Origin of the sequence: Arthrobacter mobilis (genome assembly GCF_012395835.1) — a bacterium.
Classification (GTDB): domain Bacteria; phylum Actinomycetota; class Actinomycetes; order Actinomycetales; family Micrococcaceae; genus Crystallibacter; species Crystallibacter mobilis.
The window spans coordinates 402293-426761 of sequence record NZ_JAAZSQ010000002.1 but is presented as its reverse complement, the minus strand read 5'-3'; the positions used below and the strand labels follow the sequence as shown (position 1 = coordinate 426761).

The 24469-nt window shown below is 69.5% G+C and carries 19 protein-coding genes and 1 tRNA gene; 10 read left to right on the top strand and 10 right to left on the bottom strand.

The annotated features are described in order from the left end of the window. The first annotated feature begins 28 nt into the window (after positions 1-28). From folP to HGG74_RS04455, 5 genes are all read left to right on the top strand, one after another. Positions 29-934 (top strand): dihydropteroate synthase, encoded by a 906-nt coding sequence (folP, locus tag HGG74_RS04475; RefSeq protein ID WP_168485208.1) that lies wholly within the window; start codon positions 29-31, stop codon positions 932-934. Further along, complete coding sequence (locus HGG74_RS04470; RefSeq protein ID WP_168485118.1) at positions 931-1719, top strand: pyrimidine reductase family protein; 789 nt, start codon at positions 931-933, stop codon at positions 1717-1719. Before folP ends, HGG74_RS04470 begins: the two co-directional genes overlap by 4 nt. Positions 1720-1816: 97 nt before the next feature. Next, positions 1817-2743 (top strand): J domain-containing protein, encoded by a 927-nt coding sequence (locus tag HGG74_RS04465; protein ID WP_168485117.1) that lies wholly within the window; start codon positions 1817-1819, stop codon positions 2741-2743. A 51-nt stretch (positions 2744-2794) separates the two neighbouring features. Next, a complete protein-coding gene (locus tag HGG74_RS04460; protein WP_168485116.1) occupies positions 2795-3262 on the top strand; it encodes a tRNA (cytidine(34)-2'-O)-methyltransferase in 468 nt (155 codons plus the stop codon). Between the two features lie 100 nt (positions 3263-3362). Further along, positions 3363-3953: an anti-sigma factor gene (locus tag HGG74_RS04455; RefSeq protein ID WP_168485115.1), complete on the top strand. Its 591-nt coding sequence runs from the start codon at positions 3363-3365 to the stop codon at positions 3951-3953. Between the two features lie 76 nt (positions 3954-4029). Here the strand turns inward: HGG74_RS04455 and HGG74_RS04450 are convergent, their stop codons facing one another. The 4 genes from HGG74_RS04450 to HGG74_RS04435 form a co-directional block, all read right to left on the bottom strand. After that, the gene (locus HGG74_RS04450) at positions 4030-4791 is read right to left on the bottom strand and encodes a PIG-L deacetylase family protein (RefSeq protein WP_312856733.1); all 762 of its coding nucleotides are present in this window, start codon (positions 4789-4791) and stop codon (positions 4030-4032) included. A gap of 7 nt (positions 4792-4798) precedes the next feature. Then, complete coding sequence (locus HGG74_RS04445) at positions 4799-5752, bottom strand: electron transfer flavoprotein subunit alpha/FixB family protein (protein ID WP_168485114.1); 954 nt, start codon at positions 5750-5752, stop codon at positions 4799-4801. 13 nt (positions 5753-5765) lie between these two features. Then, on the bottom strand, positions 5766-6557 hold the full coding sequence (locus HGG74_RS04440; protein ID WP_168485206.1) for an electron transfer flavoprotein subunit beta/FixA family protein: 792 nt from the start codon (positions 6555-6557) through the stop codon (positions 5766-5768). Between the two features lie 260 nt (positions 6558-6817). Further along, a complete protein-coding gene (locus HGG74_RS04435) occupies positions 6818-8329 on the bottom strand; it encodes a trypsin-like peptidase domain-containing protein (RefSeq protein ID WP_312856732.1) in 1512 nt (503 codons plus the stop codon). A 203-nt stretch (positions 8330-8532) separates the two neighbouring features. On the opposite strand from HGG74_RS04435, the gene HGG74_RS04430 reads away from it, so the two are divergent. Both HGG74_RS04430 and HGG74_RS04425 read left to right on the top strand, forming a co-directional pair. Beyond that, positions 8533-10653 (top strand): TPM domain-containing protein, encoded by a 2121-nt coding sequence (locus HGG74_RS04430; RefSeq protein WP_246262614.1) that lies wholly within the window; start codon positions 8533-8535, stop codon positions 10651-10653. A gap of 97 nt (positions 10654-10750) precedes the next feature. Continuing rightward, a complete protein-coding gene (locus HGG74_RS04425) occupies positions 10751-11503 on the top strand; it encodes a PspA/IM30 family protein (RefSeq protein WP_168485112.1) in 753 nt (250 codons plus the stop codon). A 140-nt stretch (positions 11504-11643) separates the two neighbouring features. On the opposite strand, the gene HGG74_RS04420 is transcribed toward HGG74_RS04425, so the two are convergent. The 3 genes from HGG74_RS04420 to HGG74_RS04410 all read right to left on the bottom strand — a co-directional run bounded on the left by HGG74_RS04420 (position 11644) and on the right by HGG74_RS04410 (position 16053). Beyond that, a tRNA-Met gene (locus HGG74_RS04420) sits at positions 11644-11720 on the bottom strand. A gap of 53 nt (positions 11721-11773) precedes the next feature. Then, positions 11774-14719, bottom strand: a complete 2946-nt coding sequence (locus tag HGG74_RS04415) for a UPF0182 family membrane protein (RefSeq protein ID WP_168485204.1) — start codon at positions 14717-14719, stop codon at positions 11774-11776. 239 nt (positions 14720-14958) lie between these two features. Then, positions 14959-16053: a YlbL family protein gene (locus tag HGG74_RS04410; RefSeq protein ID WP_246262613.1), complete on the bottom strand. Its 1095-nt coding sequence runs from the start codon at positions 16051-16053 to the stop codon at positions 14959-14961. A gap of 309 nt (positions 16054-16362) precedes the next feature. Between HGG74_RS04410 and HGG74_RS04405 the strand changes: the two genes are divergently transcribed. Then, positions 16363-17862, top strand: a complete 1500-nt coding sequence (locus tag HGG74_RS04405) for a zinc-dependent metalloprotease (RefSeq protein WP_168485111.1) — start codon at positions 16363-16365, stop codon at positions 17860-17862. 2 nt (positions 17863-17864) lie between these two features. On the opposite strand, the gene HGG74_RS04400 is transcribed toward HGG74_RS04405, so the two are convergent. Further along, the gene (locus HGG74_RS04400) at positions 17865-18497 is read right to left on the bottom strand and encodes a M48 metallopeptidase family protein (protein ID WP_312856731.1); all 633 of its coding nucleotides are present in this window, start codon (positions 18495-18497) and stop codon (positions 17865-17867) included. A 237-nt stretch (positions 18498-18734) separates the two neighbouring features. Here HGG74_RS04400 and HGG74_RS04395 point away from each other — a divergent pair, with 237 nt between their 5' ends. Next, positions 18735-19796, top strand: coding sequence for a TOMM precursor leader peptide-binding protein (locus HGG74_RS04395; protein WP_168485109.1), 1062 nt, complete (start codon positions 18735-18737; stop codon positions 19794-19796). 36 nt (positions 19797-19832) lie between these two features. Here the strand turns inward: HGG74_RS04395 and HGG74_RS04390 are convergent, their stop codons facing one another. Then, positions 19833-21965, bottom strand: a complete 2133-nt coding sequence (locus tag HGG74_RS04390) for an ATP-dependent DNA helicase UvrD2 (RefSeq protein ID WP_168485108.1) — start codon at positions 21963-21965, stop codon at positions 19833-19835. A gap of 2 nt (positions 21966-21967) precedes the next feature. Further along, a complete protein-coding gene (nudC, locus tag HGG74_RS04385; RefSeq protein ID WP_246262612.1) occupies positions 21968-22930 on the bottom strand; it encodes an NAD(+) diphosphatase in 963 nt (320 codons plus the stop codon). A gap of 116 nt (positions 22931-23046) precedes the next feature. On the opposite strand from nudC, the gene HGG74_RS04380 reads away from it, so the two are divergent. Further along, positions 23047-24420 carry a macrolide 2'-phosphotransferase gene (locus tag HGG74_RS04380; protein WP_168485107.1) on the top strand — a complete coding sequence of 458 codons (1374 nt, stop codon included), beginning with the start codon at positions 23047-23049 and terminating at the stop codon, positions 24418-24420. Positions 24421-24469: the final 49 nt, after the last annotated feature.

Sequence of the window (24469 nt, the reverse complement as noted above, 5' to 3'; positions counted from 1 at the left end):
CGCCGCCGAAGGGTGTCCGGGCGCGTTCATGCCCGCCCTGCAGCATCCTGTCCACACGTTCGGGAGCCGGCGGATCGACTTCAGCCGGCAGGTGGCGGTCATGGCAATCATCAACCGCACGCCGGATTCGTTCTACGACGGCGGCCGCACCTTCGCCCTGGAGGCCGCCGTCGGCGCCGCGCTGCAGGCGGTGGACGATGGCGCGGACTGGGTCGACATCGGCGGGGTGCCGTTTGCCCCGGGCCCGGCGCTGCCGGCGGCCGAGGAGGCGGAGCGGATCGTGCCGGTCATCGAGGCGGTCCGCGCCGCCTCCGACGTGGTCATCTCGGCCGATACCTTCGACCCCAAGGTCGCCGAGGCCAGCATCAGGGCCGGGGCCAATGTCATCAACGACACCACGGGGCTGCACAACAGGGACATGGCTGCGGTGGTGGCCGGCAGCGGCGCCCACCTGGTGATCACGCACTCTCTGGCGGCCCCGCGCACGGTGTATCCGCGGCCGCAGTACCAGGATGTGGTCCGGGAGGTCGCCGACTTCCTGCGCCGGAAGGTGGACCTGGCCGTGCAGCTGGGCATCGCGCCGGAGAAGATCATCATCGATCCGGGCCACGACCTGAACAAGAACACCCTGCACTCGCTGGAAATCACCCGCCGCTTCGCGGAGATCGCCGCCCTGGGCTTCCCTGCGCTGGCCGCGGTGTCCAACAAGGACTTCATCGGCGAGACGCTGAACCAGCCCAAGCAGGACCGGCTGGCCGGGTCCCTGGCGGCGGCCGTGATGTGCATTATGAACGGTGCCCGGATTGTCCGGATGCATAACATCCCCGAAGCCAGTTCAGCCGTCCGGCTGGCCGAGGCTGCCCTGGGCTGGCGGGAACCGGCCTACTTGAAGCACAACATGGGGGACGTCAACGAGCCCTTCGGGCAGGCATGAGCGCAGGCGTGAGCGGCTCCGGCGCCCTGCGTGCGATCAACCAGGTTTTCCCGGAGCACATCCCGGATGCCACCGACGGGCAACTGCTGGACTGGTACGCGGTTCCGGACGGAGACCGGCCCTGGGTGCGGTTCAACTTCGTGTCCAGCCTCGACGGCGCGGCCACCTACGAAGGCCGCGCCGGCGGCCTGGGCGACGTAGTGGACCAGCACGTCTTCACCCTGCTGCGCCGCCAGGCGGACGTGATCCTGGTCGGCGCCGGTACCGTGCGGGCGGAAGGCTACGCGGGACCGCTGCTGTCCGAAGAAGACCTGGCCTGGCGCGCCGGACGGGGCCTGCCCGCCCATCCGGCCATCGCCGTCGTCTCCGGATCCCTGGACCTGGACCCGGCGGGCGGATTCTTCGCGCAGGCCCCGGTGCGGCCGGTGCTGCTGACCTCGGCCCGGGCCGGCGCCGCCCGGCGGCAGGCGCTGAGCGAGGTCGCCGACGTCATCGACGTCGGCACCGGCTCCGCCGAGCCCGCCCGCATAGTGGAAGCGCTGGCCGGACGCGGCTGGCACAGCATCCACAGCGAGGGCGGTCCCGTCCTCTTCGGCGCCTTCCAAGCGGCCGGGCTGGTGGACGAGCTCTGCCTGACCCTCTCCCCGGTGCTGGCAGGCGGCACCGGGAAGCGGATTGCCGACGGCGGACCCGAACAGACGCTCCAGGGGATGGAACTGGTGCACATCCTGGAGTCGGCGGGCATGCTCCTGCTGCGCTACAAGGCCGCCCGGCCCGGGTCGTGACCCGGTCCGCCCGGAGACGCCCGCGGAACCGGCGCGGGCGCGCAGACGTTGGATTCCTCAGACTTGCACGACAGTTGCCGCATGGAAAGGGGCCAGTGTGACTCCCCCGTCCCACTACGAGATCCTGGGAGTGCCCACGAATGCCACCGTGCGCCAGATCAAGGCCGCCTACCGGAAGGCTGCCCGGGCCACCCACCCAGACCACGGCGGCGATGCTGCCCACTTCCACGAGGTGACTCTGGCCTACGAGGTCCTCAGCGACCCGCAGGCGCGCCAGCAGTACGACCGTTCCTACGGCCCCCCGGCCCAGGTGCCGCGGGCGGCGGGCACGGCACCCGGGCGGGAGGCCGGCTTCAGCAGCCGGACCGGTGCGGCCGGGGACCGGGCCGCAGCTGCCGCGCCGGCCGTCTATGTCCCGTCCTACGATTCGGCCGAGGCCTCCGCCGTGGTGCCGCTGTCGGTGGCCCGGCAGCAGATCCACGGCGTGCCGCGCAAGCGCGGCATCTTCGGCGCCACCTCCCGCCTGCAGCGCGAGGCCCGCACGGTCGCGCTGCTTGCCCAGCAAATCGTCGCCGTCATGCCGTCGGCACGGCTAATCAACGGGCTGCACACCCCCGGCGAGCACGGCTACATCGACCATGCCCTGCTCGCCGGCTACCGCCTGGCGCTGATCGATTCGATGCTGCTGCCCAAAGGGATTTTCCGCTGGGACGGGTCCACCCTGCACAAGGACGGCCGGGTGGTCGAGCCTCCGCGGCTGGCTCCCGCGGTCCGGCGCATGCAGGATCTCTTCCCCGAACTGAATGTGCAGGGCTGGACGGTCATCCACAGCCCGGACGGCAACCTGCACGAGCCGGTGGTGGACTATGCCAGGGGCTACGACCCGGGAGGATACGGCCCGGTCCATGTGGTCAACGCCGCGCGGCTGGTACGCGAACTCAAGCAGTTCCTCTCCTCCGGTCCGGCACCGAACACTGTCCATGTGCCCTCCCTGGCCCGGCTGCTGGCCGGCATGCACCGCTGACCGGGAGCGGGCCGGACGCCGCCCGGCCAGGCCGGGCATAAGATGGAAGCCGTGTTCCGCATCCTCTTCTACACTCCCGAAATCCCCGGCAATACCGGAAACGCCATCCGGCTGGCTGCCATCACCGGCGCCGAACTGCATTTGGTCGAACCGCTGGGCTTCAGCTTCGAGGACGCCAAGCTCCGGCGGGCCGGGCTGGACTACCATGACCTCGCCGTCGTCCACGTCCACAAGAACCTCGAGGATGCGTGGCAGGCACTGCAGCCGGAGAACGTCTACGCCTTCACCTCGGACGGGGAACGCTCCTACACGGACATCAGCTATGCCCCGGGGGACGTGCTGATGTTCGGCCCCGAGTCCGTGGGACTGCCCGAGGCCGTGAAACAGGACCCGCATGTGACCGCGCGGGTCCGGCTGCCCATGCTGCCGTCGCTGCGCTCGCTGAACCTGGCCAATTCGGCCTCGATTGCCGTCTACGAAGCGTGGCGGCAGCACGGCTTCGCCGGCGCCCGGATCTAGGAGCGGGCCCCCGCGCCCGGCGTGCCGGCCCTTCCCGAACCCGAGCCGCGCCCGCCAGCTTCCGCCACCCGCGTCCGACCGGCCCGTATGCTGGAACTATATGGAAACGCCAGTATCACGGGACAGCAAGAACGCACGACGCAACAGCGGGGAATCCGCTGGACAGGAGCCGGAGTTCGAGGATAATTCGGTCCTGCACGCGGACCAGCTCACTGCCGACGATGATGCCGCCGCCCCCGGACGTCCGACGAGCCCGGCGGTGAAGGGACTGCTCGCCGTGGTGGCCGCCATCGTCCTGGCCGTCGGCGGATTCGCCCTGGTCAAAACACTCGGCGGCGGTTCCGTAGAGGAAGCGGTCCGGCAGGCACCTGATGTCGCCAGCACATCGGTCGAGGCCCCCGGCGGCACCGCCTCGGTGGCGGTATCCGCCAGCCGGGATGCCGCCGTCGTCGGGTTCGACGATCTGGCCTCCCCGGGCCGGAACGGGGTCTACCAGCTGTGGAAGATTCCGGCCGACGGGTCGGCGCCGGTCTCCGCCGGCATGCTCACGCAGGAGAACATCTCCGGTGCCCGGCCGGTGGTGATCGAGCACATCGGCGGCTTCAAGGAACTGGCCGTCACGCTGGAACCCAGCGGCGGCTCGGAGTCGCCGACCCCGCCCTTCGCGGTGACTATCCCGCTGCAGAAGTAGCGCTCAGTGGCTTCCCCGCCCTTGCAGGTTCGGGACGGGGACCCGGGCAGCTCACGTTCCGGCAGCTGCCCGGCCGCTAGAAGCCGGCGAACGTCACCGGCGTATTGATCCCCACGACGTGGAACACCTCGGCGCTGCGGTCTTCGGCCAGGCCGCAGCGCCGGGCATTCTCCTTCAGGTTCGCCCGGACCATGGCGTCCATCGCAGGCAGGTCCGGATGCTGGCTGGCATGGATCCGGATGGCCGCCAGCTTGGCTTCGACCTGGTCGGTCACGTCCACAAAGTGGTTGTCCCGTTCCCGCGGCCCCCCGTAGAACCACAGATAGGGAACCTTGTAAGCCGTCAGTCCTGCCTCGACCAGCTCCGGGAACGCATAGGGATTCTCCGCCGCGGGATAGACCGCGCGGGTCACCGCCTCGCCGCAGGCCAGATGGTCCGGATGGCTCTTCTGGATACGGTCCCAGGCGCGTTCCGGGTGCATCGACAGCACCACGTCCGGCCGGAGTTCGCGGATCAGCTCGACCACCTGCTTCACCACGTCGTGGGTGGGCTCCAGGTAGCCGTCGCGCTGGCCCAGGAAGCGGATGTCCTCCACACCGACAAGGCCTGCGGCGGCTTTCTGCTCGCGTGCCCGCATGGCGACGATCCCGGCACGATGGGATTCATCGAAGCCACCGGCATCGCCGTCGGTCATGATGCAGTAAGTGACCTTGACACCTGCGGCGGTCCAGCCGGCGATGGTGCCGGCGGCGCCGAAGTCCACGTCGTCCGGGTGGGCGGCGAAGACCAGCACCTGCTGCAGGCCTGCCGCACCGGGCTCGAAACGGCTCAGTTCCACCCCGGCCTTAGCCCTTCCGCTTCCGGATTTCCTCGGCGGCCTGCGGCAGCACCTTGAACAGGTCGCCGACGATGCCGAAGTCCGCGATCTCGAAGACCGGGGAATCGGGGTCCTTGTTCACGGCGACGATGACCTGGGCCGTCTGCATGCCGGCCTTCTGCTGGATGGCCCCGGAGATGCCGGCGGAGATGTACAGCTGCGGCGACACCGTGGTGCCGGTCTGCCCGACCTGTGCCGAGTGCTCGATCCAGCCGGCGTCCGTGGCGGCCCGGGAAGCACCCACGGCTCCGCCCAGGGCGTCGGCGAGTTCCTCGATGGGACCGAAGTCCCCGTCCACTCCGCGGCCACCGGCCACGACCACGCGGGCCTCCGACAGCTCCGGACGTCCGGTGGCAGGCTTGGGGCTGCGTTCGATAATCCGGGCAGCGGGACCGGGATCCCCCGGGTCCACCTCCACCACCTGCGGAACTCCGCCGGTGCCGGCGGCAGCGGCCTCAATGGTGTTGGGCTTGACCGTGATGACCGGAGTGCCGGTGGTCACCTTGGCCACCACCGTGTAGGCGCCGGCGAACACGCTCTTGGTCACCGACAGGTCAGGTGCCACGGCGACGGCGTCGGTGATGACGCCGGACGAAAGCTTGATGCCCAGGCGGGCGGCAATTTCCTTTCCTCCGAAACCGTTCTCCAGCAGCACCGCGGACGGAGCCGCGGCGCGCACCGCGTTGGCCAGGAAAGCCGCCTTGGGCGCCACCAGGCTGTCCTCCAGGTCCGCCGCCGGGCGGTAGACCGTGGCCACACCATGGCTGCCCAGTTCGGCCAGCAACGCCTCGTCCGGCACACCGCCGACGGCTGCCACCGGTTCGCCCAGGGAACGGGCCAGCGTGAGCAGTTCGTGCTGCACCTTGTGCAGTGCACCGGCAAGGTTGTCGATGAATACCAGGATCCGGGCCGTATCGGTCATGTTCCGCGTCCTCCTAGAGCAGCTTCCGGGAAGCGAGGAAATCCACCAGCTTGATTCCCGCGTCGCCCTCGTCCGTGATGATGATGCCCTGGCTGCGCGCCGGCCGGGGCTCGGCGGAAAGCACCGCCGTCCACGCGCCCGCGGCACCGACCTGGGCCGGCTCCAGGCCCAGGTCCGCCAGCGCCAGTTCGGTAATCTTCTTTTTCTTCGCCGCGATGATGCCCTTGAAATTCGGGTACCGCGGCTCGTTGATCTGGTCCGTCACGGAGACCAGCGCCGGCAGCTGCGCCTGCACTGTCTCCGCCTGCCGCTCGCCATCGCGGCGGGCAGTAACGGTTGAATCCTCGACCTGGAGCGAGGCGGCGAAGGTGACCTGCGGCAGCCCCAGCCGCTCTGCCAACTGGGCCGGAACCAGCGAGGTTTCGCCGTCCGTGGACGACATGCCGGCAATCACCAGGTCCACCGGACCGAGCCGCCGGATGGCCGCGGCGAGCGCCAGCGAGGTGCCGGCGGCATCGGAGCCGGCGAGCGCGTCGTCCACCAGGTGCACGCCCTCGGTGGCGCCCAGCTGCAGGGCCTTCTTCACCGCGTTGACAGCCGGGGCCGGGCCCATGGTCAATGCGATGACCTTGTTGCCTGCCTTGGCACCGCCGCGGGCCTCGATCAGCTGCAGGGCAGCCTCGACTGCGTACTCGTCCAGTTCGGACAGGATGCTCTCGGAGCGGTCGGTGGTGTAGGTTCCACTGTCCAGCTGCCGGTCGAACTGGGTGTCCGGGACGTATTTGACCAGGACCACAATGTTCAGCGTGGCTGCATCGTCCATCGTTGCGTGTCTTCCTTCCGCGGTCTGGCGCAGGCTGCAAACGTAGCTAACCTTACCGTTTGGGCGGCAGAACCCGGACTCCGCGCCCGCCGGCAGCGTCCATGTGACCGGGGAAGACGGCAGGTTAACGAGGAAGACGGCATGTTATCCCTCGGACGGGACATGTTAAGCGGCGCCGGGCGGGTCCTGCCTCCGGCAGGACCCGCCCGGACGTCGGAGCGACCGCAGAGTGCCCCGCAATCTCAGCTCTCGGAAGCTTCCTTGAGGGTCACTTCGACGCTGCGCTGCTCACCGTCACGCAGCAGCTCCACGGTGACCTTGGAGCCACCGCTGTATTCACGGATGGCCGCGGTCAGGGACTGGCTGTCCTCGATGACCCGCTTTCCGACGGCGGTGATCACGTCGCCCTTGCGAATCCCGGCCTCGTCCGCCGGGGAGCCGGAGACAACGTCGGCCACCGCGGCGCCGACGGAGAACTGGGACGAATCCTGTGCCGCCTGGTCGGTGATGCTGACGCCGAGGTAGCCGTGGCTGGCCTCGCCGTCGGCGATCAGTTCCTCGGCCACGCGCTTGGCGTAGTTGCTCGGGATGGCGAAGCCGACGCCGATGTTGCCGCTGTCTTCGCCGGAAGACGCGATGGCTACGTTGACGCCGATCAGCTCGCCGGCAGTATTGACCAGAGCCCCGCCGGAGTTGCCATGGTTGATCGCCGCGTCCGTCTGCATCACGTTCAGGTAGATGCTGCCCTGGCCGCCCGACCTGCCCTGTTCCTGGCCGGGGAACTGGAAGTTGAACTGGTCCTCGGGGTTGCCTTGGCTGCTGTCCCCGGTATCTTCCGGAACGGCCGAGGAGGACACGCTGATGGTCCGGTTCAGCGTGGAAATGATGCCGTCCGTCACCGTGCCGCTGAGGCCGAGCGGTGAACCAATGGCGATGGCGGTGTCGCCGACGTTGAGCTTGTCGGAGTCGGCGAACGCCACCGGGGTCAGGCCCCCGGCGTCGATCTTGATCACGGCCAGGTCCGAGAGCGGGTCGGTGCCGACGATGGAGGCACGGTGGACCCTGCCGTCCTGGGTACGCACCTGCACGGACGGGTCGGCCACGGTGCCGCCCAAGGTCACCACGTGGGTATTGGTGAGGATGTGTCCCTCGGTGTCCAGGATGATCCCCGAGCCGGATCCCCCGCTGCCGCCGCCGCTGACCGAGATGGTCACCACGCTGGGCGAGGCCTTGGCGGCAGCCGCAGTGATTTCGTTGACCGAATCCGTGTTGTTAATGATCAGCTGCCCGGACTCGCCGGCCGGCGCGACCGCGACGGTGGAGCTACCGGACAGGGCCTGGGTTCCCACCGCGACGCCGCCGCCGGCCAGGCCGGCCAGCAGCATGCCGGTCACGAGGGTGCCGGCACCAAAACGCTTCCGGGCCGCCGGCTTGGCCGGGCCGGGAGCCTGCCCGTTGCCGGCGGTGTGGAAGGCGGCGCCCGGCGCGAAGGGTGCGGAACCGTGGGAAGGTTGCGGGGCCGGGTGCGCGGGAGGCTCGGGCCGGTACCATGCCCCTTCCTGCTGCGGCGCTGCTGTACGTTCGCCGGAGAGGCGGTCGATGGGCTGGGTCTGGTTCGGCACCGGCCCGATGGGCTGGGTTGCGTGCTGCCCCGGTGACGGAACGCGCGGCGCACCCGACCCGGCCGGGGCGGAGGGCGGATTCTGCGGCGGCGGCGGCACGCGCCGGGCCGCGGGATCCTGGTTCTCGCTCATGGTCATTCCTTTCATCGAACTAATTCCACTATGCCTGCCCAGGCTGTGACGTGCGCATACGTTTGCTGGAAGAAATCTGGGAGCTTGCCGGAAAGCATCGGGCGGGTCCCGGACACCCTAAGGCTGCCGGCTGCGGTGGACGCTCCCAGTACTGGCCCATAGAATCAAAACCGGGTGCAGGCGCGCCATGCAGGCATCCGCCCATGACCATCCGGCTCCCGGCGGGCCGGATCGCTGCCGAAGGGTTGAATATGCGATCTCTGCTCCGTCCCCTTGCAGCGCGGCAGGTGCCGCTGGCAGCACGGCTGGCGGCAGTGGCCGGCCTGCTGGCAGCCCTGGTGGCCGTTCCGGCGGCCGCCCGCGCGGAACCTCCCGTGGCCATTCCGCCCGGGCAGTTCGTGGTGGACAAGGCCGGGGTCCTTGGCGGGCAGGCCGGTGAAGTGGAGCAGGCCGTGCGCGGACTGCAGCAGGACCGCGGCTTGAGCCTGTACCTCATCTATGTCGACAGCTTCACCGATCCGGCGAATGCCCGCCAATGGGTCGTGGATACCGCCAACCGGAAGGGCCTGGGCAGTTCCGACAGCATCCTGGCCGTGGCCGTGGAGCAGCGCGCGGCGCACTTCCAGTCGGGTCAAGGCGGTCCGCTCGCAGGCAAGGAGCAGGCCATCTTCCAATCCGTTACCCCCGCCCTGAGCCGCAGTGACTGGGCGCAGGCCGGGCTGGACGCGGTGGCCGCCGTCGAGGATGCCGCCACTGGAGGCAGCGGTTCGATCGACTCCGGCGGTGCCGGCTCGCTGGTGCCGCTGCTGCTGGTGGGCGGCGCTGTCGCTGCCGGCGGCGTCGGCACCTATCTGTATGTGCGCAACCGCCGCTCCCGGCAGGCCCCCGGCGCGCCGGCCGCAGCCGGCCCTGGCGGGCAGCCTCCGAACCCCAATGACGCGCTAAGCGTCGAGGATCTGCGCCGGAAGGCCTCGAGCCTGCTGATAGCTGCCGACGACGCGATCAAGTCCAGCGAGCAGGAGATCGGCTTTGCACTGGCCCAGTATGGGGACGCGGCAGTACGGCCCTTCCGCGAGGACATCGACGCCGCCAAAATCCACATGGGCGAGTCCTTCAAGCTCCAGCAGCAGCTGGACGACCACATCCCCGACACCGAGCAGCAGCAGCGCGCCTGGCTGGGCGACATCATCCGGCGGTGCGAGGCGGTCAACGCCTCCCTGCAGCGGCACAAGGCGGACTTCGACGCGCTGCGCAAGCTGGAGTCGACGGCACCGGAGGCACTGGCGGCGCTGGTGGCGGCCGCACGCACCGCCCGCGGCCGGCTCCGGGAGGGCGATGGCCAGCTGGCGCAAATGCAGGCCAGCTACTCAGAACCAGCGCTGGCCCAGGTGGCGGACAATGTCGCCCAGGCCCGGGAGCGGCTCGACTTCGCCGACGACAGGGCACGGGCCGCCCAGGAAGCACTGGATGCCGGTGACCGCAGCGGCGCCGTCGTCGCCATCCGTGCCGGCGAGGAAGGCGTCCACCAGGCCGGCGTCCTCCTCGACGCGATCGCCAAGACCGCCCGGGACCTCGCCGCGGCCCGGCAATCCCTGGAGTCTGCCATGGCCGGCTCAGCCCAGGACCTGGCCGAGGCCAAGGCCCTGCTGGACCGCGGGAGGCTTCCCGAGCTGGCCGGTCCCGCGGCGGCCCTGGAGTCCGCGCTGGCCAGTGCACGGCGGACCGCGGCAGGCGCGCGGACCGATCCCCTGGCCATCCTGCAGCAGCTCGAGTCGGCCCAGCGGCAGCTGGACCAGGCCCTGGCCGGCGTCCGGGACCAGCAGGAACGCACTCGCCGGGCACGCGAGGCCCTGCAGCACGCCATCATGTCCGCCCAGGCACAGATCTCCGGGACCTCCGACTACATCCGGGCCCGCCGTGGTGGCGTCGGCAGCCAGGCCCGCACCCGGCTGGCCGAGGCCGAACGCCATCTGGAGCAAGCCATGGGCCTGGCCAAATCGGATCCGGAAACGGCCCTCAACTACGCCCACCAGGCCAACGTCCTGGCCGAACAGGCCAGCCGGATGGCACAGCAGGACGTGGACGGATTCGCCGGGATGGGTGGCTTCGGCCGACGCGGAGGCAGCGGTTTTGGCGGCGGCTTCGGTGGTGCCGTCCTCGGAGGCATCCTGATCGATTCGATCCTGCACGGCGGCCACCACAACGGCGGCTTTTTCGGCGGCGGCGGCTTCGGTGGCTTCGGCGGGGGCGATGACGGGGGCTTCGGCGGGGGCTTCGGCGACGGCGGTTTCGGCGACGGCGGAGGCGCCGGCGGCAACTTCTAGCAGCTCACGACAGCCTCCCGCCGGTCCGGTGCTACCTGGACGGCCTGCCTGCGGGACCCCACTTTTCCAATGAATACCCAAAAGGAAGGGCAACATCGTGGTAAAGCAGTCTATTTTCGGCCGCATCGCACAACTGGCCAAGGCCAACATCAACGCGCTGCTGGACCAGGCCGAGGACCCGCAGAAGATGCTGGACCAGATGGTCCGCGACTACGCCAACAACATTGCCGAGGCCGAGAGTGCCGTGGCCCAGACCATCGGCAACCTGCGCATGCTCCAGGACGACTACAACGAGGATCTGGCCACTGCGCGGGACTGGGGCAACAAGGCCCTGGCTGCCAGCCGGAAGGCCGATGAGTTCCGGGCCGCCGGCAACACCGCCGATGCCGAGAAGTTCGACAACCTGGCCAAGGTGGCGCTCCAGCGGCAGATCGCTGCCGAGAACGAGGCCAAGGGTGCCGAGCCGACCATTGCCTCGCAGACCGAGATCGTGGAAAAGCTCAAGACCGGCCTGAACCAGATGAAGGCCAAGCTCGGTGAGCTGCAGAACAAGCGCGACGAACTGATTGCCCGTGCCAAGACCGCCCAGGCGCAGCAGCAGGTCCACGAGGCGGTCAAGAGCATCGACATCCTGGATCCGACCAGCGAGGTCAGCCGGTTCGAGGAGAAGGTCCGGCGCGAAGAGGCCAAGGTCCGCGGGGCCAACGAGCTCGCTGCTTCCAGTCTCGACGCCCAGTTCGAGAGCCTGGAGGACCTGGGCGAACAGACGGAGATCGAAGCCCGCCTGGCTGCCCTCAAGGCCGGGGGCGGCCAGCAGTCGGCGGCATCATCGCTGGAGTCCGGCCAGTAGCACGCGTCCCGCGGTGTCCGGCCCGTCCGGGCCGGACACCGCGGCCCGGGTACGGCACCGTCCGGCGCCGCACCGGGGACATGCAAAAGCAGCGCGGTCCCGTCCAGGCTTGATGCCTGGACGGGACCGCGCTGCTTCCCTGGTTGCGGGGAGAGGATTTGAACCTCTGACCTCTGGGTTATGAGCCCAGCGAGCTACCGAACTGCTCCACCCCGCGGCGACCTGAGTAACTTTACCGGCCGCGGAAAGCGGATGCAAATCGGGCCGGGCTCAGCCTCCGGTCGTCGGCGACGGCGACGGCGTGCTGCCGCCGGCCGGGGCCTCTCCGGTGAGCTCCGCTTCGGCGTCGAGGGCCTCCTGAAGCGCCTGCTGAAGCTTCTGCTGCGCCGCACCGTAGGCCGCGAAGTCGCCGTCGGCCAGGGCCGTCCGGCCCTCTTCGATGGCTGCCCGGGCAGCCTGCAGCGCGGACTGCAGCTTCTCCTGGGCGGATACTTCCGTCGTCGGGGTTTCCTCCGGCGTCTGGCCAACGTTGCCCTCGTCCCCGGTAGTCGCCCCGGAGTTGCCCTCGAAGACCTGGTCCAGGGCTTCGGACAGGGTGGGCGCGAAGCCCACCTGCTCGCCGAAACTGACCAGCACGCGGCGCAGCGTCGGGTAGGACGAGGCACCGGAGGACTGCACGTAGACCGGCTGGACGTACAGCATGCCGCCGCCCACCGGCAGGCTCAGCAGGTTGCCGTTGATGACCTCCGAGGCACCCTGGCGCAGCAGGTTGAGCGCCTGGGACACGGTGGTGTCCGAGTTGAACAGGTTCTGCGCCTGGCCGGGGCCGGGGACGGTGACCGAGCGCGGCAGCTCCAGCAGCCGCAGCTTGCCGTAGTCCGGGGACTTCACCCCGTCCTCGCCCGTGCCGGCATCGGCTTCGGCCGCCAGGAAGCCGTAGAGCACGTTGCGCGGCTCCTCGCCGTCGGCCACGAAGGGAATGAACGGCGTGGTCAGGGAGAAGGCCGCGCTGTCCTGGCCCGGCATCTTCAGGGACAGGTAGAACGGCGGCTGCTTCACATCGGTCTGGGCCCCGAGGGTCGGATCGGTCGGAACGCTCCAGGCATCGGAGTTGGAGTAGAACCGGTCGACGTTGGTGACGTGGTAGCGCCCGAGCAGTTCGCGCTGGACCTTGAACAGATCCTCCGGGTAGCGCACGTGGGCCATCAGTTCGGCGGACATCTCGCTGTAGGGCTTGAGCGTGGTCGGGAAGACCTTCTGCCAGGCCTTCAGGAGCGGGTCCTGGTCATCCCACGCGTAGAGGGTCACCGAACCGTCGTAGGCATCCACGGTGGCCTTGACCGCGTTGCGGATGTAGTTCACGTCCTGCGGAGGCAGGGCCACCGTGCGGCCGCCGGCGGTCAGGGAGTCTTCCGTGGCCGAGGCCAGCTGCTGCGGGGTGGAGTACGGGAAGTGCTTGCTGGTGGTATAGCCGTCCACGATCCACTTGACCCGGCCGTTGACGATTGCCGGGTAGGCGTTGCCGTCGACCGTCAGGTACGGGGCGAGCTTTTCCACCCGCTCGCGCGGGTTGCGGTCGTAGAGAATCTGCGATTCGGAATTGACCGCATCCGAAAGCATCAGGTCGGTGGACTGGAACTTCAGGGCGTAGACCAGCCGGTTGAACCAGTTGCCCACGTTGGGGCCGCCGTTGCCCTCGAAGGTGTTCTTCGACTCGGTGTCGGAATTCTCGCTCTGCGGACGGTCGATCTCCACCGGATCGGTCCCCTCCGGGGCGCCGACGATCGAGTAGTCCGGGGAGTACTCGCCGAAGTAGATGCGCGGCTCGTAGGTCTCGTCGTTGCCCAGCACGCCGGTGGACGGAATGCCGGAGAGCATAAAGGCCGGCTTGCCGTCGGCCTGGACCCGGGAACCGGCGGCCGCCACCACGCCGTAGCCGTGGGTGAACAGCACATGCTCGTTGACCCAGCCGGACGGCACGCCCGCAATGTTCAGTTCGCGTACGGCAATGACGGTGTCCTGGACGTCCCCCTCGACCGGGTACCGGTCCACGTTCAGGGTGGGGGCGAACTGGTAGTACTGGCGGAACTGCTCGAGCTGGCCAAAAGCGTCCGAGACCAGGTTCGGGTCGAGCAGGCGGATGTTCGCGGTGGTCTCGGCATCGGCGCGCAGCGCGCCGGCCTCGGCCGTCACCGTCGCGTTGTAGGGGGTGACCTCGGTGTTCGTCAGTCCGTACGCCTGGCGGGTGAGGGCAATGTTGCGCTCGATGTACTGCCGTTCCATGCTCAGCTCGGACGGGGTGACCTGGAAGCGCTGGACGACCCACGGGTAGATGCCGCCGGCCAGGATGGCGGTGATGACCAGCATCGCCGTGCCGACGAGCGGCAGCCGCCACCGGCCGACGAAAATGGCCACAATGAAGAGGATGGCCACGATGATGGCGGCCACGGCCAGGATCGCCTTCGTGGGGATGACGGCGTTGACGTCCGTGTACAGGGCACCTGCCCACTTGCCGGACGCGGACTGCAGCGTGCTGTAGCGGTCAAGCCAGTAGTTGACCCCCTGCAGGACCAGGAACAGGGCGGCGAACACGGCGATGTGGATCCGCGCCGCGGTCGAGGCGAACAGGCCCTTCTCCTCCAGCCGGATCCCGCCGTACAGGTAGTGCGTCAGCAGACCGGCGATGCCGGCAATCAGCACGACGCTGACCAGGAAGCCGGTGATGAAGCCAATGAACGGCAGGGTGTTGAGGTAGAAGCTGTAGTCGAGTCCGAACTGCGGGTCCGCGGTACCAAACGGCCCCTGGTTGAAGAACAGCAGCACCGTCTGCCAGGCCGAGGCGGCCGCGGTGCCGGCGAACCCGCCGAGCACGACCGGGATACCGACCATCAGCAGCTTCCGGACCGGTTCCAGCTGTGCCTGGTAGCGGTTCAGGTTCTCCTGCAGCGAGCTGTCCGGCGCATATACCGGCCGGGAGCGGTAGGCGAGGCGCAGGCTCAGGTACACCGACACGGACATGATCAGGAAGGCGGCCAGGAAAATCGCTATCTTCGTGCCGTTTTCCTTCAGGAACACTTCCAGGAAACCGAGCTGGCCGTACCAGAGGATGTCGGCGTAGACCTGGGAGAAAAAGACAAATCCGACCACCAGCACAGCCACCACAATCAAGGTGGGCACCAGAGCGGAACGCTTCCGCCCAAGTTTGGTGGGCGGCATCGGCCGCTCGTCGAACTGCCGGTCTGGTCCGAAAGTCACTCGTTACCTCATTGTCTGGTGGTTGACACGCGCGACGGATCCCGGGCCCGCAGCCTGGGAGTCCCCCGTTTAAACCACGATCCAGCAGCCACAGAGGTTCCGCCTGCTGCCATTTTGCCTTGCGCTGGCGGCCTCGAGCCACCAAGCCGGGCCGAACCGGCAAATCTGTGTCCCGATTGTGACGCAAACGGGTTGACTCTTCAGCTGCAGGTGGGCAGTGCCGCGGCGTCCTTGCCTCGTCCGATATGCGTCACGGCATCCACGGCATCCTCCAGGGTGGACACCTTGACTACCTGCAGGCCGTCGGGGACGTGCCCGACGACGTCGCCGCAGTTGTCCTCCGGTGCCAGGAAGACCGTCGCCCCGCTTTGCGAGGCGCCCAGCATCTTCTGCGTGATTCCGCCGATGGGCCCGACCTCCCCCGATGAGTCGATGGTGCCGGTCCCGGCGAAGTGCACTCCTCCGGTCATCTGTCCCGGGGTGAGCTTGTCGACGACGCCGAGGGCGAACATCATCCCCGCGCTCGGCCCGCCGACATTGTCCAGCTCGATCCGGACCCGGAACGGAAAGCTGTAGTCGATGTTCAGCCCCACGCCAAGCTGGTACACGCCCTCGCTGTTGGCCTTGGGTGCGATCCGTTCAGTGGTGCGCCTCCCATCCCGGCGTATGCCCAGTTCCACGGTGCTGCCGCCGCTGGCGTTCAGTCCGCGGCGCAGGACCTCGATGTCCGTCACGGCTTTGCCGTCGATGGTCTCGATGACATCGCCGACCTGGAGCACACCCTCGGAGACCGAACCGGGAGCGAACCCGGCTACGGACAGCTTCTGTCCGTAGTCCACGCCCAGGTATCCCAAAGCCGCAGCCACGGACGACTCCTGCGAGGAGACCATGGCGGCCGTGTTCTGCTCGCTGATCTGCTGACCCGTGGTGCCCGGCGGATAGACGAGCTCCACCGGCGAGACACTCCGGGATGGATCCAGCCAGCCGGTCAGGACTTCGAGCATGTTGACCGGAGCGTTCGGGCCGCCGCTGAGGTAGACGGTGGTCAGGTCCAGCGCCCCTGACACAGGATAGGTCCGCTCCCCCGCGACCTCGATCAGCGGCTTGTTCTGCAGCTCCCCGATGGTGTTGAACGTCGGTCCCGGGGACTCCACCACGTACGGTGCCGGCAGCACCAGCGACACCAGGCCCAGCAGGCCGGCCACGGCACCCGCGCCGATCAGCACGGTCCGGCGCCGGCCGGCACGGCGGCGCGTGGGAGCCGGGCGTTCCTCGGGGGCAATGGGCTGGACCAATCCGGTTTCCTCTTCCCTGGGTTCTCCTCGGCCGCCGTCGTCAGGGCCACGCCGCAGCCGCACCGGCAGGTGGCGGCGCAGGAACCAGCCTACGCCGTCGCACTGGGCAGATGCTGGGAACGGCTGCAGGGGCGGGCCGGGACCGCCAGCCAGGCCAACGCCGACAGCGAACGGGGCCCCACGGCGGCGACAACGCAGATTTACTGCCGGTAACGTGGAGCTATAGGCGTTGATTCCCGGCACCGGCCTGCGGCCCGTCCGGGTGCACCCGTTGCCCGCAGACAAGCCCCACGAGAAGCGGTGGTACAGATGACTTCCAACCGACCGAACGACGGCGACGACCAGCAGGACCCGCTGTCCGAGATGTTCGCCAAGCTGTTCGGCGGCCAGGGTCCGGGCATGGATCCTGCCGAAATCGCGAAGGCAGCCGGCCTGCCGGCGGATCCGAACCTGCTGGCCCAGATGTTCCAGCAGGTCCAGGCGATGATGAGCGCCGGGAACGAAGGGCCGGTCAACTGGAAGCTGGCCCACGAAAACGCCCGCCGTGCCGCGGCCGCGGACGGGGACCCCTCGGTTGGCGCCGCCGAGGCGCGCGAGGTGGATGAAGCACTGCGCCTGGCCGAGCTCTGGCTGGACCCGGTCACCGACTTCGGCGGCACCGGCCTCATGGGCAAGGCCTGGGCACGGGCCGAATGGGTCGAGGCCACCCTGCCAACCTGGAAGCGGATGACGGAGCCGGTGGCCAACAGCATCGCCTTCGCCCTGACCTCGGCCCTGACCGAGCAGGTGCCGGAGGAGATGAAGCAGATGATGGGCGGGGCCCGCTCCATGCTGCAGAACATGGGCGGGGCCCTGTTCGGCATGCAGCTGGGCCAGGCTGTGGGCGCCTTGTCCAAGGAAGTGGTCAGTTCCACCGACATCGGCATCCCACTGGCCCCGGGAAAGATGGCGCTGCTGCCGGCGAATGTCAGGGCGTTCGGCGAGGGCCTGGACATTCCCCGGCAGGACGTCATGCTCTTCCTCGCGCTGCGGGAGGCCTGCCACTCCCGGCTCTTCACCCACGTGCCGTGGCTGGGGGCGCACCTGCTGGGCGCCATCGAAGGCTACGCCCGCGGCATCCACATCGACATGTCACGGATCGAGGAAGCCGCCCGGGACATCGACCCGGCCAATCCCCAGTCGCTGCAGGATGCCCTCTCGCAGGGCGTCTTCATGCCGGCCCGCACGCCCGAACAGGATGCGGCCCTGGCCAAGCTGGAGACCGTGCTGGCGCTGGTCGAAGGCTGGGTGGACGAGCTGACGGCCGCCGCCGCCGTCAACCTGCCCTCGGCCGGAGCCCTGCGCGAGATGGTCCGCCGCCGCCGGGCTACCGGCGGCCCGGCCGAACATGCCTTCTCGGCGCTGGTGGGACTGGAGTTGCGCCCGCGCCGGCTGCGCGAGGCGGCAGCCCTGTGGGCGGCGCTGGGCAAGGAACGTGGCATTGCCGGCCGGGACGCGATCTGGCAGCATCCGGACCTGCTGCCCACCCTCGAGGACCTGGACGATCCGGCCGGGTTCTCCGCCCGGAGGCAGCAGGTCGAGGCCAGGGACTCCGAGGTCGACGAAGCCCTGCAGAAACTGCTGGCCGGCGGCTTCGACACCCCGGCACCGGGTACTGCGGCGCCAGCGAAGGAAACCGGGCCGGGCACCGGGCCCGGTGACGCGACGGCCGGCTCGCCAGACGAGGGAACGGCCCGGGAAGGCGGGACGCAGCCGGGAACTCCGGGGCCGGAAACGGACGAGGGCGGAACCGGGCGGGAAGACCGGTAAGCTCAGCGGGCAGGGACCGGACCGCGGTTCGCCGGATCTCCGGCGCCGGGCTCTGCCGGTTCCCCGTCGTCCGGATCCCCATCCAGTGGATCATCGCCAAGGCCGCGGCCCATCGCGTACGCGGCCCCTTCGAGGAAGGCCTTGGCCCGCTCCAGCTGCGGGTAGCCGGCGAGCAACTGCCAGAACCTGGGACCGTGCCCGGCCTCCAGCAGGTGTGCCAGCTCGTGCAGGATCACATAGTCCACCACCCAGGCCGGCATGCCGCCGATCTTGTCCGAGATCCTGATGGTCCCCCGTGCCGGTGTGGCCGATCCCCAACGGCCGTTCTGGTTGGATACCCAGCGGATGGACGCCGGCCGGGCCTGCCCGCCCAGGAAGCGGCGGGAAAGATCCAGGGACCGCCGCAGCAACTCTTCGTCACTGCGCGGTGCGCCGGCCCCCGCCGGACGGGCCTGCAGCTTTTCCAGCATCCGCCGGACCCACAACTGCTCCTGGGTCCTGGTGAAATGACCGGGAATGGAGATCACTGCCGTGCCGTCCCGCCAGGCGGCCGAAACCGTGCGGCGCCGCCGGTGGGACCGCTTGACCACCACCGGGACCCCGTCCCGGGTGGTGGACGGCAGTGCACCCAGCACCTCGTCCTCCGGTGTTCCGCCCGAGCCGGCGCCCCCTGCCTCACACTCTGGTCCGTTTTGTCTCCCGCCGGCAGCTGCCGGGTACTGTCCTCGCCGCATGTCCTCGACGTTACCCCGGCCCTCCAACTACCTGCACACCAGTCCGGCGGCAGCTGTGGATAACTTACGTCCCGCACCGACGGACGTGCCAGCATGGACCCACCCGGGATCCGTCCCGTGAAGCCGGAAGGAGACAGCGTGGCACACCTGCGGATCAACCCCGGATTGCGTATCCTGCTCCGGGCCTCAGGGTCCCTCCAGGTCGGTCTGGGCCCCGGTGGTGTCCTGCTGGACGGCACTTGCGAGGCCGACCTGGCCTTCATCGCCCGGCTGCGCGAGGGCCTGGACGACACCGGACTTGCTGCTGCGGCCGCCTCCTGCCGGATCAGCAGGACGCGCACCGAGGAACTGCTGACGGCCCTGGAACCAGTGCTGGTGGCCGGTTCCGGACAAGACCCGGGAACCAACGGCCTGCGGACGGACCGGCTCGCACCTGACCGCAATGCCTGGTCCGCCGTGTACGGCGGCGACGGCGGCAGCATCCTCGCCGGCCGCAGCAGCGCCGTCGTGCTGGTCCTGGGCCTGGGCCGGACCGGGGCCGCCCTCTCCTGCGCGCTCGCGGCGGCCGGGGTCGGCACCCTGCTGCTGGAGGATCCGCTGCCGGTGTCCCCTGCGGATGTCGGGGCCGGGGCCTTCCGGCTGGCGGACATCGGGCTGAACCGGGCGCAGGCGCTGCGCCGGCTGGTGCACCAGATCGACCCTACGGTGGCATGCCATCTGGTCAGCGGTACCGGCACGGCCAACGAACCGGGGTCCGGGCTGCCCCGGATGCTGGACCTGGCCGTCTGCACCGCCGCGGACGTGCCGGATGGCAACATCGGTGCCGCCCTGATGAGCCGGGGGCACCCACATTTGCCGGTGCTGTCCCGTGAGCAGGACGCACTGGTCGGCCCGCTGGTGGTGCCCGGCCAGTCCGCGTGCCTGGAATGCCTGAACCGGCACCACGGTGACGCGGATCCGGACTGGTACAGCCTCGGCGCGGACCTGGCAGCCCAGAAGACGGGCACCCCCGTCGACGAGGTCTCGCTGTCCGTGGCGGCGGCCGGCCTGGCTGCCTTGCAGGCGCTGCTGTACGTGGACGGCAGGAACCAACCCGCCGCGTGGTCCGCGGTGCTGCAGCTGCGGCCGGCGGACGGTACCGTGGTCCGGCATGCGTATCCTCCGCATCCGGGCTGCGGCTGCAGCCTGCAGCCATGCTGACCGGCCGCGACGGCGTGGGGCGCGACGGTCCCGGCCTCAGTGGGCGGCCAGCACCCGCAGGACGTCCTGGCCGTAGCGCTCCAGCTTCGCCGGGCCGACACCGGCCAGTTTGGACAGTTCCTGCAGCGAACCTGGCCGGGCCTCGGCGATCGCCACCAGCGTGGCGTCCGTAAAGATCACAAAGGCAGGCATGGACGCCTCCTGGGCGACCTCCTTGCGCCAGGCACGCAGTGCTTCAAAGGTGTGCTCGTCATAGCCGGGCGGGCAGTTCGAGCAGCGCCCCACCTTGCGTTCGGCCCCGCTGGTCAGCAAGGTTCCGCATACCCGGCAGTGGACTGGTCCGGCCTGCCGCCGGCCGCTGCGTTCGGCAGGCCGTGCGCCCACGCGCGACGCCGAGGCCGGGCGCAGACCGTCCAGGAAACGCGACGGTTTGCGGTTGGCCCGCCCGCCCGGGGTGCGTGCCAGGGACCACGACAGAGCAAGATGCTCCCGTGCCCGGGTAATGCCTACGTAAAGCAGCCGCCGCTCCTCGTCCACCGCCTCGTCAGTATCCGCGAAGGAGATCGGCATCAGTCCCTCGCTCAGGCCAACCAGGAAAACCGCGTCCCACTCCAGGCCCTTGGCCGAGTGCAGCGATGCCAAGGTGACGCCCTGCACCGTCGGCGCGTGCTGGGCGGCGGCGCGCTCCTCCAGCTCCGCGACAAAATCCTGCATGGTGAATACCCCGCCGGCGGCTTCGCCGCGGGCCGCGTCCAGCTCGTCCGCGAGGGCGACCAGGGCTGCCAGGGACTCCCAGCGTTCCCGCACCGCCCCGGAGGACTGCGGGGCCTGGGGTGTGTAGCCCAGGTTGGAGAGCACATCCCGGGCCAGCTGGGGCACCGGCTCGGGGCCTGCGGCCCGCGCCGAGGCCCGCAGCTGGAGCAGAGCGTCCCGCACCTCGCGGCGGCCGAAGAAACGTTCCCCTCCGCGCAACTGGTAGCCGATGCCGGCCGAGGCCAGTGCCTGTTCGTAGGCCTCGGACTGGCCGTTGGTCCGGAACAGAATGGCAATTTCGCTCGCAGGCACGCCGGCGTCCAGCAGTTCCCGGATCCGGGCGGCAACCAGGGCCGCCTCGGCCTCGTCGTCGGCGCATTCGGTGAAGCTCGGCGCCGGACCCGCCGGGCGCTGCGCGACCAGTTCCAGCGGTGCCGGCCAGGGATCCGGGCCGGCACCGCGCCACGGCTGCCGGGTCCTGGCCGACAGCAGCGAGTTGGCCAGCTGCACTACCTGGGGCGTGGAGCGGTAGTCCCGCACCAGCTTGACCACCGTGGCCTCCGGAAAGCGTTTGGTGAACTGCAGCAGGTGGCGTGACGTCGCGCCGGTAAAGGAATAGATGGTCTGGCTGGCGTCCCCGACCACGCACAGGTCCGAGCGCTCCCCCAGCCACAGGTCCAGCAGCCGCTGCTGCAGCGGGGAAACGTCCTGGTACTCATCCACGACGAAGTGCCGGTACTGTGCCCGTACCTCGGCGGCGACCTTCGGGTCTTCCTGCAGGATGCCGACCGTGATCAGCAGGACGTCCTCGAAATCGATAACGTTCCGGTCCGTCTTGACGTCCTCATAGGACTGGAAGAGCCGCGCCACAGTGACCAGGTCGAACCCGGCAGGTTCGGCCCGTCCGGCGGCAGCCTTGGCGTAGGAATCAGGGGTCAGCATGGATACCTTGGCCCATTCGATCTCCGCGGCCAGGTCCCTGATCGCCGCCCGGTCGGCATTCAGCCGCAGGCGGCGGGCCGCCTCGGCAATCACGTTGGCCTTATGGTCCAGCAGTCCGGGAAGCGGACCGCCGACTGCCTGCGGCCAGAAGTACTGCAGCTGCCGCAGTGCGGCCGCGTGGAAGGTCCGGGCCTGCACCCCGCCGACGCCCAGGTCCCGCAGCCGGGTGCGCATCTCGGCGGCAGCCCGGGCGGTGAACGTCACCGCGAGCACCCGCTGCGGAGTGTAGATGCCGGAATGGACACCATAGGCGATGCGGTGGGTGATGGCCCGCGTCTTGCCGGTGCCTGCCCCGGCCAGCACGCACATCGGGCCGGCCAGCGTGGCGGCGACCTGCCGCTGCTCGTCGTCGAGCCCGCCCAGGATCCGCTCCTCCAGGCTCCCGGCCGCCGAAGAACTGGTCTGCGCCGGCATGGTCACTGCCAGGCCCGCGGCTCCGGCAGCGGCCCGCCGTACCAATGCTCGATCAGGGCCCGGGCGATGGAGATCCCCGGGGCCACCCGCACCTCTCCGCTTTCAATGCCGTCGGCCAGCTCCTCGCGGCTGAACCAGCGGACGTCCGAGATTTCTACACCGTCCGGCGTGAGGTCGGTCCGCACGGCCGTGGCGGTGAACCCGAGCATGAGCGAGGCGGGGAACGGCCAGGGCTGCGACCCCATGTACTGCGGCGACTGCACCAGCACGCCGGATTCTTCCTCGACCTCGCGGATCACTGCTGCCTCCAGGGACTCGCCGGGCTCCACGAAGCCCGCGAGGGTGGAATAGCGGCCCACCGGCCAGGACTTGTTGTGTCCGAGCAGGATCCGGTCCTGCTCGTCCAGCACCGAGACAATGATTGCCGGGTCGGTGCGCGGGAAGTGCTCGGAGTTGTCCGACGGACAGCGCCGGACCCAGCCGCCCTGCTCGGGCCTGGTAGGAGTGCCGCACAGCGGGCAGTGCGTGTGGCTGGCGTGCCAGTTGGAGATGGCTGCGGCCTCCACGAACAGGCCCGCGTCCTGGGCCGAAACATCGGCTGCCACCTCGCGCAGGCCCAGCCAGTCGCCGTCGTCCGCGGCCGACAGGCCGGCTTCCTCCGGTGCCTCCAGGATTTCCAGCACGATATCGGTCCCGGCCGGCACGTCGGCACCCGGCACCGCCCGGCCGAGGTACACCGCCGACGCCGGCAGCGGCCGCCCCTCCGAGGGCAGCAGGACGATCTTGTTCCCGCGGACCAGGGTCCGCGCACTGGACATCAGCATCACGCTGGTGGTGGCGGCGCCCCAGATTTCCTCCAGCAGCCCCGGACGGGCGCGGCGGTCGCATCCCCGGTCCATCCTGGTCCGTGCCAGCGCCAGTTCGCCAAGCGGTGGAAGGCCTTCGGACTCGGTCAGGATACTCATGCCTCTACCGTACTAAGTCGCACCGGCAATTTATATTTCGGACCGTTGCGACGCATCCAGCGACTCGCCGCAGACATCCTGTGTCGATGCATGCGCTTGCAACTACCGTGGTGTAGGTGAGAAGGACACCTATGGAACTGGCAGCCATCGCCAGTGCGGCCGTGCCGGGGCTGAGTCCCACGGGCGTCGCCGGCGTACCGGACGATGCCGCGGACTTCACGTCCGCTGTCCTGCTTGACGACGCCGGCAAACAGTGGCGGGTCCGGTCCCCGCGCCATCCGGAAGCAAGCATCAGGCTGGAAACCGAGCTGCTGGTCCTGCGCACCTTCACTCCGGCGATCCGGGCCGAGCTGCCGTTCCAGGTCCCGTCGGTGGCCGGCACGGTCCGGCAGGGCGACCTGCGGACCTTTGTCTACAACCATGTCCCGGGCATGCCTCTGGACCTGGAATCCCTGGTTGCCGAAGGCGGCCGCGTGCCGACGGAGATCGGCCGGGCCATGGCCGGCATCCACGACCTGCCCCAGTCCATGGTGGACCGGGCGGACCTGCCCAGCTACACGGCCGACGAGTTCCGGCAGCGCAAGCTCAACGAACTCGACCAGGCGGCGACGACCGGAAAAATCCCGCCGGCACTGCTGCGCCGCTGGGAGCATGCCCTCGAGGATGTCTCGCTGTGGAAGTTCAACCCGTGCGTGGTCCACGGCGACCTGCACGAGGACAACCTGCTCATCTCCGAGGGCCATGTCACCTCGGTGGCCGGCTGGACCGACCTGCGGATCGGAGACCCTGCCGACGACTTCGCCTGGCTGATCGCCGTCCACGAGCAGGCCTTCGCCGAGGTGGTCCTCGAAGCCTACAACGAGTACCGCAAGGAGCCGGTCGATCCGCACTTGATGCGCCGTGCCGCGCTGGCTGCGGAATTCGCCCTGGCCCAGTGGCTGGTCCGCGGCCTGGCTGCCGGGGATGAATCCATGGTGGCGGAGGCGCAGGAGATGCTCGGTGAGCTCGAAGCCGATATCCGCGAGCACGGAGGCCAGCAGATCAGTGTCGAGGAACCGCCGGTGCCGCTGCGGCAGGCTCCGGCGCCGGGAGCCGGGCCGGCAGCTGCCGGCGGGGCTGCCCAGAAGCCGCGGGTGGTCCTGCTTGGCCCCGCAGAGCCCGCCGCAGGACCGGCGGTGGTTCCGCCCAAGCCGGCGGAGGCTCCAAAACCTGTCCGCGAGGATCCCAAGGTGGTGCTGGTGAACTCCACTGCAGCCGCGCTCCTGCCCGAAGCCCCCGGTTCCGGCCCGAAGCCGGTGGCCGATGCTGCCGCGGAACCGGCACCGGAAGCTGCCGAAGATGCAGCGGCCGGGGAGGAAACCGGCACGAAGAACACCGGCAAGGCTGCCGAGCCTGGCTCCGCCGCTGGCGAGGCCGGGCCGGAAGAGCGGTCCGCGGCGGAGGATGCCAGCACGAGCTCGATTCCGGTCCTGCCCCGGCCCGGCGACTAACGTCCCCGACCCGGAACAGGCCTACCTGCCTGCCTGCGGCGGTCCGGCC

Coding starts and splice junctions, on each gene's coding strand:
- folP (WP_168485208.1), top strand. CDS start 29: ATGCCCGCCCTGCAGCATCCTGTCCACACGTTCGGGAGCCGGCGGATC.
- HGG74_RS04430 (WP_246262614.1), top strand. CDS start 8,533: ATGACCATCCGGCTCCCGGCGGGCCGGATCGCTGCCGAAGGGTTGAAT.
- HGG74_RS04470 (WP_168485118.1), top strand. CDS start 931: ATGAGCGCAGGCGTGAGCGGCTCCGGCGCCCTGCGTGCGATCAACCAG.
- HGG74_RS04415 (WP_168485204.1), bottom strand. CDS start 14,719: ATGCCGCCCACCAAACTTGGGCGGAAGCGTTCCGCTCTGGTGCCCACC.
- HGG74_RS04390 (WP_168485108.1), bottom strand. CDS start 21,965: ATGCCGGCGCAGACCAGTTCTTCGGCGGCCGGGAGCCTGGAGGAGCGG.
- HGG74_RS04455 (WP_168485115.1), top strand. CDS start 3,363: ATGGAAACGCCAGTATCACGGGACAGCAAGAACGCACGACGCAACAGC.
- HGG74_RS04445 (WP_168485114.1), bottom strand. CDS start 5,752: ATGACCGATACGGCCCGGATCCTGGTATTCATCGACAACCTTGCCGGT.
- HGG74_RS04435 (WP_312856732.1), bottom strand. CDS start 8,329: ATGAGCGAGAACCAGGATCCCGCGGCCCGGCGCGTGCCGCCGCCGCCG.
- HGG74_RS04405 (WP_168485111.1), top strand. CDS start 16,363: ATGACTTCCAACCGACCGAACGACGGCGACGACCAGCAGGACCCGCTG.
- nudC (WP_246262612.1), bottom strand. CDS start 22,930: ATGAGTATCCTGACCGAGTCCGAAGGCCTTCCACCGCTTGGCGAACTG.